General features: G+C 62.9%; 13 protein-coding genes. 9 read left to right on the top strand and 4 right to left on the bottom strand.

Annotated elements, in window-relative coordinates:
* Nucleotides 1-774 (top strand): 23S rRNA (adenine(2503)-C(2))-methyltransferase RlmN (gene rlmN / locus A3764_RS12810; RefSeq protein WP_150122168.1); only part of this gene is annotated, 774 nt, incomplete at its 5' end.
* Between the two features lie 144 nt (nt 775-918).
* Entirely contained in the window at nt 919-1,125 is a 207-nt protein-coding gene (locus tag A3764_RS12805) for a hypothetical protein (protein ID WP_067919976.1), read from the top strand.
* Here A3764_RS12805 and A3764_RS12800 read toward each other — a convergent pair.
* The gene (locus tag A3764_RS12800; RefSeq protein ID WP_236628191.1) at nt 1,122-1,562 is read right to left on the bottom strand and encodes a potassium channel family protein; all 441 of its coding nucleotides are present in this window, start codon (nt 1,560-1,562) and stop codon (nt 1,122-1,124) included. The genes A3764_RS12805 and A3764_RS12800 overlap by 4 nt on opposite strands.
* Nucleotides 1,552-2,415, bottom strand: coding sequence for a TIGR00730 family Rossman fold protein (locus A3764_RS12795; protein WP_067919973.1), 864 nt, complete (start codon nt 2,413-2,415; stop codon nt 1,552-1,554). The genes A3764_RS12800 and A3764_RS12795 overlap by 11 nt, the downstream gene beginning before the upstream one ends.
* Nucleotides 2,416-2,593: 178 nt before the next feature.
* Here A3764_RS12795 and dapD point away from each other — a divergent pair, with 178 nt between their 5' ends.
* From dapD to A3764_RS12780, 3 genes are all read left to right on the top strand, one after another.
* Nucleotides 2,594-3,421: a 2,3,4,5-tetrahydropyridine-2,6-dicarboxylate N-succinyltransferase gene (dapD, locus tag A3764_RS12790; protein WP_067919971.1), complete on the top strand. Its 828-nt coding sequence runs from the start codon at nt 2,594-2,596 to the stop codon at nt 3,419-3,421.
* Between the two features lie 96 nt (nt 3,422-3,517).
* Complete coding sequence (locus tag A3764_RS12785; RefSeq protein ID WP_067919969.1) at nt 3,518-3,772, top strand: GlsB/YeaQ/YmgE family stress response membrane protein; 255 nt, start codon at nt 3,518-3,520, stop codon at nt 3,770-3,772.
* A 62-nt stretch (nt 3,773-3,834) separates the two neighbouring features.
* The gene (locus A3764_RS12780; protein ID WP_201722114.1) at nt 3,835-4,173 is read left to right on the top strand and encodes a hypothetical protein; all 339 of its coding nucleotides are present in this window, start codon (nt 3,835-3,837) and stop codon (nt 4,171-4,173) included.
* A 6-nt stretch (nt 4,174-4,179) separates the two neighbouring features.
* On the opposite strand, the gene A3764_RS12775 is transcribed toward A3764_RS12780, so the two are convergent.
* Both A3764_RS12775 and A3764_RS12770 read right to left on the bottom strand, forming a co-directional pair.
* Nucleotides 4,180-5,274 carry a Hint domain-containing protein gene (locus A3764_RS12775; protein WP_067919965.1) on the bottom strand — a complete coding sequence of 365 codons (1,095 nt, stop codon included), beginning with the start codon at nt 5,272-5,274 and terminating at the stop codon, nt 4,180-4,182.
* A 1-nt stretch (nt 5,275) separates the two neighbouring features.
* A complete protein-coding gene (locus tag A3764_RS12770) occupies nt 5,276-6,856 on the bottom strand; it encodes a Hint domain-containing protein (protein ID WP_067920006.1) in 1,581 nt (526 codons plus the stop codon).
* A gap of 258 nt (nt 6,857-7,114) precedes the next feature.
* On the opposite strand from A3764_RS12770, the gene dapE reads away from it, so the two are divergent.
* The 4 genes from dapE to A3764_RS12750 form a co-directional block, all read left to right on the top strand.
* Nucleotides 7,115-8,260, top strand: a complete 1,146-nt coding sequence (gene dapE / locus A3764_RS12765) for a succinyl-diaminopimelate desuccinylase (RefSeq protein ID WP_067919963.1) — start codon at nt 7,115-7,117, stop codon at nt 8,258-8,260.
* Nucleotides 8,257-8,679: a GNAT family N-acetyltransferase gene (locus A3764_RS12760; RefSeq protein ID WP_067919962.1), complete on the top strand. Its 423-nt coding sequence runs from the start codon at nt 8,257-8,259 to the stop codon at nt 8,677-8,679. Before dapE ends, A3764_RS12760 begins: the two co-directional genes overlap by 4 nt.
* On the top strand, nt 8,676-9,248 hold the full coding sequence (locus tag A3764_RS12755; RefSeq protein WP_150120614.1) for a TIGR04282 family arsenosugar biosynthesis glycosyltransferase: 573 nt from the start codon (nt 8,676-8,678) through the stop codon (nt 9,246-9,248). The genes A3764_RS12760 and A3764_RS12755 overlap by 4 nt, the downstream gene beginning before the upstream one ends.
* Nucleotides 9,249-9,279: 31 nt before the next feature.
* Nucleotides 9,280-10,359 (top strand): RNB domain-containing ribonuclease (locus tag A3764_RS12750; protein WP_150122167.1); only part of this gene is annotated, 1,080 nt, incomplete at its 3' end.

The raw sequence follows: 10,359 nt of genomic DNA, 5'->3' as shown, positions 1-10,359 counted from the left end.
TGTTCCTTTTGCCATACCGGCACGCAAAAGCTGGTTCGTAACCTCACCGCGGCAGAGATCATCGGCCAGGTGATGGTCGCGCGGGACGATCTGGGTGAATGGCCGGAAATCGGCGCGCCCAAGGACGAAACCCGGCTGCTGAGCAACATCGTGCTGATGGGCATGGGCGAGCCGCTTTATAATTTCGAGAATGTGCGCGACGCGATGAAAATCGCCATGGACGCCGAAGGCATCCAGCTTTCACGCCGCCGCATCACCCTTTCGACCTCTGGCGTCGTGCCGGAAATCGCCAAGACTGCGCAGGAAATCGGCTGCCAGTTGGCGGTGTCCTTCCATGCCACGACGGATGAGGTGCGCGACAAGCTGGTGCCGATCAACAAGCGATGGAATATCGCCGAACTTCTCGATGCGCTGCGGGCCTATCCCAAGGTCAGCAATTCCGAACGGATCACTTTCGAATACGTGATGCTGGACGGCGTGAACGACAGCGACGAAGACGCGCGCCGCTTGGTCAAGCTGATCGAGGGTATCCCGGCCAAGATCAACCTGATCCCGTTCAACGAATGGCCCGGGGCGCCTTACAAGCGGTCCTCCAACAACCGCATCCGGGCCTTCGCGGACATCATCTACAAGGCCGGCTATGCCTCACCCATCCGCACCCCGCGGGGGGAGGACATCATGGCGGCCTGCGGTCAGCTCAAGTCAGCTACCGAACGCGCAAGGAAATCCCGGCGTCAGATAGAGGCGGAAGCAGGCATGACGCAGCAGGGCTGAAGCGGGGCCTGAGGTTCAGGGTCAGTGGACAGCTGCCCCAAGCGCGCCACGACAAGATCTTGCTGCCGCCCGGTTTCGGGTGAATTTCTGCCACATTCCTACGGTTGATTGTTTCCACTGGAAGTTCAATCGGAGGAATGAACAATGTCCGTCGTCTTTAACCAAGACCCCTATATCACCGCCAGCATCATCGATCTGGTTCTGCGTGAACGCAGCGTCTCGCTTTCCCCCCGCGAATGGAAACATCGTCTGGCGGGCTATGGCTACTGCATCAAGGAAACGGATCACGGCCAGATCGTGGAAACCTTGCCGCATCATGTCGAAGTGGGTGTTCTGCCGGCGCAGGCCTAATCCCCCTTCTTGACGTGTGACTGCGCGACCGAGAAAAGGTAGGACGCCGAGCAGCTCAGCAGCAGGAACCCGCCCAGGGATTCCATGCCAGCGAGGAACCTCAGGTGCCCGGACGGGTATATGTCCCCGAGGCCGAGCGTCGTGTAGTTGACCAGCGAAAAGTAATACACGTCCATAAGTGACAGGGGTTCATCCGGTTTGAAACCACCGAGACCCAAGCTCTGGCTCCACCGGAAGACCAGGGCATAGATGAATGCCTCGAACGCGTGCAGCGTTCCGATCAAGGCAACAAGGCTCGTATGTTGGGCCGCCCGGGACATGTTGCTGTCGATCACCGGCGGGACGGTCCGGGACAGGACCGCAAAGTGAAACCATCCCACGGTGGTGAATACGACCGCGGCGATGAGGATCATGGTGATCATGCCTTCACTCTCCATCACCGACGTTCCTTCCGGGGACATGATCCCGCTGGGTGGTGGGCATGGGCCAGTTCTCGATCAGCTCCATCGCCTCGGTCGCCGTTTCGACGAAGCGGAACAGCTCCAGATCTTCGGCAGATATCGTGCCGGCATCCGCCAGAGCGTCCCAGTTGATGATCTTTTCCCAGAAGGCACGACCGAACAGCAAAAACGGCACCCGCTGCATACGCCCCGTCTGAATCAGGGTCAGGGCCTCGAACAGTTCGTCCATCGTGCCGAAACCGCCCGGGAAGACGCAAATCGCCTTTGCCCGCATGAGGAAGTGCATCTTGCGGATCGCGAAGTAATGGAAATTGAAGCACAGTTCCGGGGTGACATATTCGTTCGGGGCCTGTTCGAACGGCAGAACGATATTCAGCCCGACGGACCGGCCCCCGGCATCGAGCGCGCCGCGATTGCCCGCCTCCATCACGCCGGGGCCACCGCCCGTGACGATGACGTTTTCGCGGTATCCGCTGTCTGCCGATTTCTCGGTCATCAGCCGCGCGAATTCCCGGGTTTCGTCGTAAAAGGCTGACAGGTCGGCAAGCGTCTGGGTGCGCGCCAGATGCTTTTGCGACGGTTCGGGAATTCGGGCGCCTCCGAACAGCACGATGGTGGAGGTCACGCCATGGGCATCGAGGATCATCTCGGGCTTCTGCAGTTCGAGCTGCAGGCGCACCGGGCGCATTTCGTCCCGGCAGAGGAAATCATCGTCGAGGAAGGCAAGTCTGTAGGCGGGGGCACGGGTCTGCGGCGTGTCGGGTGCCTGCTGGGCTTTCGTGCGGTCCGAATGCGCGTCACGCAAAGGGTGGCGGGCGGCTTCTTTCATGCGGTTTCTCCGGTCGGCTGTCCCCCGCGCAGGTAGCGCGCGTCGGATCAGCATGCAACGGATCACCGGGATTGGCCATGTCGATCTGCCCGATGAATCGCGTCGCGGGGGTGCAACGATTGCGCGGCGGCCTCTGCAGGCGTATGACGCGGGGGACACAGTATTCCGGAGACCTCTCATGTCCAACGATCACCTCGAAGCCGCCATCGAATCCGCTTGGGACACCCGCGACAAGATTACCTCCTCCAGTCGTGGCGAAGCGCGCGACGCGATCGAGGAAACGCTCAACGCGCTGGATGCGGGCGAATTGCGCGTGGCGGAACGGGGCGAGGACGGCACCTGGCACGTGAACCAATGGGCGAAGAAAGCCGTGCTGCTGGGATTCCGCATCAAGGACATGGAGCATCAGGAAGGCGGCCCGCAGGGCAGCGGCTGGTGGGACAAGGTCGACAGCAAGTTCAAGGGCTGGGGCCCTGACGAATGGAAGAACGCGGGCTTTCGCGCCGTACCCAACTGCGTGGTGCGCCGGTCGGCCTATATCGCGCCCAACGTCGTGCTGATGCCCTCCTTCGTCAACATCGGGGCCTATGTGGACAGCGGCACGATGGTGGATACCTGGGCCACCGTCGGCTCCTGCGCGCAGATCGGCAAGAACGTGCACCTGTCGGGCGGCGTGGGCATTGGCGGCGTGCTGGAGCCGATGCAGGCTGGCCCCACGATCATCGAAGACAACTGCTTTATCGGGGCCCGCTCCGAAGTGGTGGAAGGCTGCATCGTGCGCGAGGGATCGGTGCTGGGGATGGGCGTTTTCATCGGCCAGTCCACCAAGATCCTGGATCGTGAGACAGGCGAAGTCATGTATGGCGAAGTGCCTGCGGGTTCCGTCGTCGTCGCGGGAACGATGCCCAGCAAGAACGGCGTGAACCTCTATTGCGCGGTCATCGTGAAGCGGGTGGACGAACGGACGCGGTCGAAGACCTCGATCAACGAATTGCTGCGCGATTGACGCAAAGCGGAAATTTGTTGACCGTTTCGGTGGCATGGCGGAACATTCGGTAACGCATCGGGTTATCCGTGCGACATATCGAAGGGAGAATTTGTCATGACAGGTTTGGGTTGGTTCGCAGCCATCATCGTTGGCGGCATCGCCGGCTGGATCGCAGAGAAGATCATGAAATCAGACATGGGGCTGATCATGAATATCGTTCTCGGCATCCTTGGCGCGGTCGTGGCAAACTTCTTGCTCACGCTGATCACCGGCGGCACGCTCGGGGGATGGATCGGTCAGTTGATCGTTGCCGTCATCGGTGCCTGCCTGCTCATCTGGCTCACCCGGCTGGTCAGGGGCAGGACCTGACCCTTTCCAAGACCGGCTGAAAACGCTAGGGCTGCCATCTGTTGCGGATGGTGGCCCTTTTCATGACCGATACGAAAAAGCAGAAGAAACCCTCGCGGCAGCAGGTCTATACCCTGCTGGTCGAAATCGGCCGCAAGGATGGCGACGGTCTGCCCGACAGGGCGACGGGGGCGGCGCTCATGTGTTTTGCCTCCGGTGTGGACGAAGCCGAAGCTGTGCGCGAAACCGTTGCGATCCTCAAGCAGGCGGACGTGAACCCGCTCGATGTCACGGGTTACGGGACACTGGGGGAGCGCGAAGCCGAAGGGCATGAGATCGACGAAGAGGAACGCGCGCTCATGCAGCGGGCGCTGGACGAGAATTCGGTCATCGTGGCGCAGGTAACGCCGTTCTTCGACTGAACGGGCTCAGGCCGCGCGGCGCCGGGCGAGGTGTATCGCCTCGTACCATTTCAGCACCTGATGCCCCGGGCGCCCGTGTTCCGGCAGGCTGCTGCGGTCCGCATCGTGCAGCACGCTGCTGGCGAGGCGCTGGGCATTCCGCCTGATCCGACCGATATAGAGGCTCTCCAGTGCCGTGCCCCCGGCAAGAACGGTATCATGACCCGGCAGAACGAGCTGCGTATAGGTCGTGACCGGACCGACAGGTTCTTCCAGCGCGGCGAAACCGTTCATGAGATGCCGTGCCGGCACCAGAACGGCCTCTTCGTTGAAAAGGTATTCGACCTCGGGCCCATCGATGCGCAGGCGCTGGTCGGGCGCCACCACGACATCCTGCTGGAGCCCGAAGTAGGGCGCACGCAGCCGAAGCGGGCGGAAACTGCCGCGGGCCGGGACCGTCCGGTTCACCCGGTGGAGGACCGGGACAACATCGCCGCCTTGGGTCAGCACCGTGTCACCGCGCCGAAGCTGCGACACGGGCCTGTAGCCCCAGGGGGTCGCCAGCGGCGTTTCGGGGTGCAATGTCGGAGCAGGGCCGATGGGTTCGATCCGGTTCGACAGCGCGGCAAAGATCATGTCGGGCGCGAAGGTGTGGTTTCGCCGTCCCAGCATCAGGTCGCGGATATCCTCAAGCGTGAGGGGATGGGGATTGGCCACGGGTACGGTGACCACATGTTCATCTTCGGGCCGTTCCAGCGTCAGCCGCGCCCAGCCCGCTTCGATGTCCCACGAATAGATGATCCGCAGAACGTCGGTGCGCCCCCGGTTCTGATAGGAGATCGCGGCGTGGGAAATCGCCTCTCCGTGTACCTGAACCATGGAAATCCCACCGCCCGGCACCGCCTGAAACGTCAGGCTGCGCAGATGGGGGTAGGGGTTCTTGTAACCGAAAAGAACCTGCGGGCGGCCATCGGGCGAAGGGCGCGTTTCCATCAGCAGGGTGCCATGGTTAAGCAGCGTTTCGGGCCGGTCGTCGAGCAGGGGCCGTTCGCATTTGTCCTCCCCCAGACCGCGCAGGGACAGGCGGCGTTCGCTGTGGTCGGCAATGGCGATCCAGGTCATGTCAGGCCGCCTGCGTCGCGCGGAACAGGTCCGCTTCGAACCGGCGCAGCGTCCTGCGCGCGGCGGGAGAATAGCCGCCGCCTGTATGCGGATCGAGTTCCGGAAAAAGGGCCGAGAGTTCTGCCACGATCTCGCTCTCGAAACTGCGGGCGGTCTGGGGACCGGGCAGGAAGCTTTCGGTAGCGAGGCCTTCGGAAAAGACGACCTGATGGCGGTCGAACATCAGATGGACATAGGTGACATCGCCGCCCGGCTTGCGCAGGACGGATCGATCGTTGACCAGATCGCGCGCGGCAATCAGCACTTCGTCTTCGCCGAACAGCAGTGCCGCGAGGCTATCGCGTATCAGGACCCGGTGAAGCGGAGACACCAGCAGATCCCGGTGCGTGCCGAAGGTATTCGCCCTGATGTAGATCGGGGCAAACTCCCCCTCCGCCGGGACCGTCCGCGTCCCGATCCAGCGCAGGGGCTGCGCGCCTTCGTCCTGCGTCAACACCAAGTCTCCCGGGCGCAGCGTTTCGGCAGGGCGCTCCCCCTCGGGCGTGGCGATGAGCGTTCCGGCCACGAAACAGGGTACGGAGGAGGCGTTGACATAGCCTACATCGGTGTCATTGCCGTTAGTGGTGGTGTAGGTGAAATTGAAATTCTCGGTGTCCCCGTCGCCCAGCACGTCCAGCGTTCCGTCGGGATTCACGGTGATCTGCTGCCCGGTAGGCAGGGTCACGATGGAACCGGCGGTGACCGACTGCCCGTTGATATGGGTGATCGTGATCGTACCGCCGCCGTTGTTGATGTCGTTCGCCAGAACATCCACCACGGCGCTGCCGGTAGGTGAAACCGTCACCTCATCCGTCATCGCGATCAGTTCAGTCTGCACGGAATTGGCGGCGATCAGCAGGTTCGAATCGTAGGCGCTGTCGGCAACGTCGGCGATGGCGATCCGCATGGAGTTTACCACGTCGGGATTCACGTACATCGTGAGCGTCATGGTGACGGTAAATCCGTCCATCTCCGTGTTGTAGTCGTCATTCTGGTTGTTGACGTACATGTTCACGTTGTTGGTCGTGTTGATGTTGCCCGGATCGGTGTCCCCGTCCCCCACCTCGAGCGGAACGAGCTCTCCGTTGATCCAGACGCCGACGAAATCCTGAAAGACGGAGTTCTCGTACTCGGGATATTCCTCGGAGGAGAACACGAACTGCATCGTCATCACCGAGCTGCCGGGGATGAAATCCACGTCCAGTACGGCGGCATCGTAGGTATTGGTGCCCGCCTCCTGATTGAAGGGGCCGAAATTGTCGATCCCGGTGGTGTTCTCGCTGGTGTCGGCCCGCTGGTTCGCTTCGCCCTTGTTATTGGTGAAGCTTTCCGCGTTACCCGTGGAGAGGATGACGCCGGTGTCAGACGGCGTCACATTCGGGGATTTGTCGTCGCCGCGCGAATAAGTGCCTGCGCTATCCACGTCGCCGTAATAGGTCGCTCCGGTTACGACGGCGCCATTGCCGAAGATCGTCTGCGCCATGTCGTCGGCAGTCGTGCCCTCGCGGACGGTGTTGATGGGTAGTTTCGATGCCTTGACCATGCGCATGCCTGTCCCCTGGCCGAAACAGCACAATCCAGCATGGCGCGGATTGAATCCGCACTCTTGTCGCCCGTTGATATACGGATGGCCCTGGTTTCAGGTGCCGATACTGCTGAATGCCCTGCCTCGGGTCATATTATTGCCATGTTCGTAACACGGGGATGGTCGTTCTGTTAAGCTATTTTGCTTGCAACCGACTGACAGGCGCGCTTTTTTCGCCACAATTACAACCGGGCCCCGGCCCGATAAGGAGCCGCGATGTCCCGGATCGATCCTGTAGAACTGACCGCCCAGCTTGTCCGTTGCCCTTCCGTGACGCCGGAAGATGCCGGTGCGCTTGATGTGCTGGAAAAGCTGTTGGAAGACGCGGGGTTCGAATGTGTCCGGGTTGACCGCGGCGGAATCCGCAATCTTTTCGCCCGCTGGGGCGCGCGTGGGGCCGACAGGACCTTCGGTTTCAACGGCCATACCGACGTCGTTCCCATCGGCGCGGAAGCGGACTGGTCCCACGCGCCATTCGGAGCGGAGGTCGTCGACGGCGTAATGTACGGGCGCGGCACCACGGACATGAAATCCGGTGTGGCGGCCTTTGCCGCGGCGGCGGTCAACATGTTGCGTGAAAACCCGCCGGACGGAGCCGTCATCCTCGCGATCACGGGGGACGAGGAGGGCGATGCGCTGGATGGCACGACCGCATTGCTCGATCATATGTCGGAGGCCGGGGAACGCATGGATGTCTGCCTCGTGGGGGAACCGACCTGCCCTGAAACCATGGGTGAGATGATGAAAATCGGTCGGCGCGGTTCGCTCAATGCGCATCTGCGCGTGATCGGGCGGCAAGGGCACGCGGCCTATCCGCATCGGGCGCTCAACCCCTTGCCGCCGATGGTGCGCCTGCTGGACCGGCTGGCGTCTCACACCCTCGATGAGGGGAGCGCGCATTTCGATCCCTCCACCCTTGCGGTCGTCACGGTGGATACCGGAAACCCCGCAACGAACGTGATCCCGGCGCAGACGCGTGCGACGCTCAACATTCGTTTCAACGACCTGCACAGTGGTCAGAGCCTGACCGAATGGCTGCGTGAAGAAGCCGACGCGGTGGAGCAAACCTTCGGGGTTCGGGTCGAGATGGAGGTCAAGGTTTCCGGCGAAAGCTTCATAACGCCGCCGGGGCCGCTGTCTGACCTCGTATCCGCCGCCGTAACGGCGGAAACCGGCGTTACGCCGGTGCTGTCCACCAGCGGTGGCACGTCGGACGCGCGGTTCGTCCAGCACCATTGCCCCGTTGTCGAATTCGGACTTGTGGGCCAGTCGATGCATCAGGTGGACGAACACGTGAAGGTCGATCACATTCGCCAGCTTTCCAGCATCTACGAACGTATCCTACGCGATTACTTCGCATGACCTTCATTGTGACGACAACGCAGGACATCGGCCTTTGCCGCGCCCTGAGGCGGGGGGTTTTCATCGACGAGCAAGGCGTTTCCGAAGCGGAGGAGATCGACGAACTGGATCCCGTTTCCATTCACCTGCTGGCCTTCGCCGAAGGTAAGCCTGTCGGTACCGCCCGGATCACGACAAAGGGCGATGTCGCAAAGATCGGGCGCGTCTGCGTGCGTCAGCCGTGGCGCGGTACAGGTGCGGGGGCCGCGCTGATCCGCGCCGCGCTCACCGTTGCACAGGCGGAACCCGGTGTGTCGCGTGCAGTGCTGGGCGCGCAGACCCATGCCCTGGGGTTCTACGAACGCCTCGGCTTTACCGCCTTCGGCCCGGTCTATGACGATGCAGGTATTCCCCACCGCGACATGGAAGCGACCCTGTGAAGCCCACATTGATCGTCATGCTCAAGGTGCCTCGCCCCGGGCGGGTCAAGACCCGGCTGGGGCGGGAGATCGGCATGACGGCGGCGGCGTGGTGGTTCCGGCACCAGACGCGGCGGCTCTTGCGGAGGGTTGTGGACCCGCGCTGGCAGGTTGTTCTGGCCGTAGCGCCCGATGTGGAAGGTCTGGAAAGCCGGGTGTGGCCAACGGACCTGCCGCGCTGGGCGCAGGGGCGGGGGGATCTGGGCCGCCGGATGGTGCGGATGCTGCGGCAGGCACCGCCGGGGCCCGTCTGCCTGATCGGCGCGGATGTGCCGGGCATCGACCGGCAGCGCATCGCGGAGGCATTCGCCGCGCTGGGGCACAATGACATGGTTTTCGGCCCGGCACCCGACGGGGGGTTCTGGCTGATCGGCGCAAAGCGGGGGCCTACCCTGCCGCCCCGTGTCTTCGACGGCGTGCGATGGTCCACCCGCCATGCCCTTGCCGATACGCGGGCCAAGCTTCCCGGAAAGCGCATCGGGTTGGTGGCCACCCTGCGCGACGTGGACACCGTCGACGATTTGCCATGACGGCGCGGGGGGTGCGTGCTACCTCACGGGGATGAGCAAGCTACCCTCCAAATCCGAAATCCTCGACTGGGTCGAGAACAATCCCACCCTGACCGCCAAGCGCGACATCGCCAAGGCTTTCGGCATCAAGGGGGCCGCGCGTATCGACCTCAAGCGCGTGTTGAAAGAACTCGAAGCCGAAGGGCATCTGGAGAAACGCAAACGCAGCTACCGGGATCCGGATCGCCTGCCGCCCGTTTCCGTGCTGCTCGTTACCGGGCCGGACAAGAACGGCGATCTTTTTGCCAAGCCGATGGAGTGGCAGGGCGAAGGGCAGGAGCCCGTTGTACTGGTAATCCCCCGCGCCTCCGATCCCGCCTTGGGCGAAGGGGACCGGATACTGGCCCGGCTGACGCTGGTGAAGGGCGATGACCATCATTACGAGGCGCGCCTGATCCGCCGGATCGGCACCAACCCGAAAAGCGTGTTGGGCATCTTCCGAAAATCCGCCGAAGGGGGGCGCATTCTGCCCATCGACAAGGGTGCGGACCGTGAATGGCAGGTGGCTGCGGATGCGAGCGGTGGTGCGAAGGACGGCGAGTTGGTGGAGGCCGAACAGGCCGGACCCAAGAACCGTCTCGGCCTGCAGCGGGCACGTATCGTGGAACGGCTGGGGGATCCCTCCGCGCCGAAGGCCGTGTCTCTCATCGCGATCCACCAGCATGGGATACCCGATCATTTCCCCGACGAGGTGATGGCGGAGGCGGATCGTGTGAAACCTGTCGGGTTGAAGGGGAGGGAGGATCTGCGGGACCTGCCGCTCATCACCATCGACCCGAGCGATGCGCGCGATCATGACGATGCCTGCTTCGCGCACGCCGACGATGACCCCGACAACGAAGGCGGACATGTTCTCTGGGTCGCCATCGCGGATGTGGCCGCCTATGTGACCCCCGGTTCGGCCCTGGACCGGGAGGCGCGCAAACGCGGAAATTCCACCTATTTCCCCGATCGCGTCGTGCCGATGCTGCCGGACCGGCTGTCGGGCGACCTGTGCAGCCTGCACGAAGGTGTGCCGCGCGCCTGCATCGCCGTGCGTATGGTGCTGGATGCCGAGGGCGAAAAGCTGCGC

It is taken from the genome of Sulfitobacter sp. HI0129, assembly GCF_001635395.1.
Classification (GTDB): Bacteria; Pseudomonadota; Alphaproteobacteria; order Rhodobacterales; family Rhodobacteraceae; genus Sulfitobacter.
The sequence above is the reverse complement of the archived record's forward strand: the minus strand, read 5'-3'. Positions and strand labels throughout refer to the sequence as shown.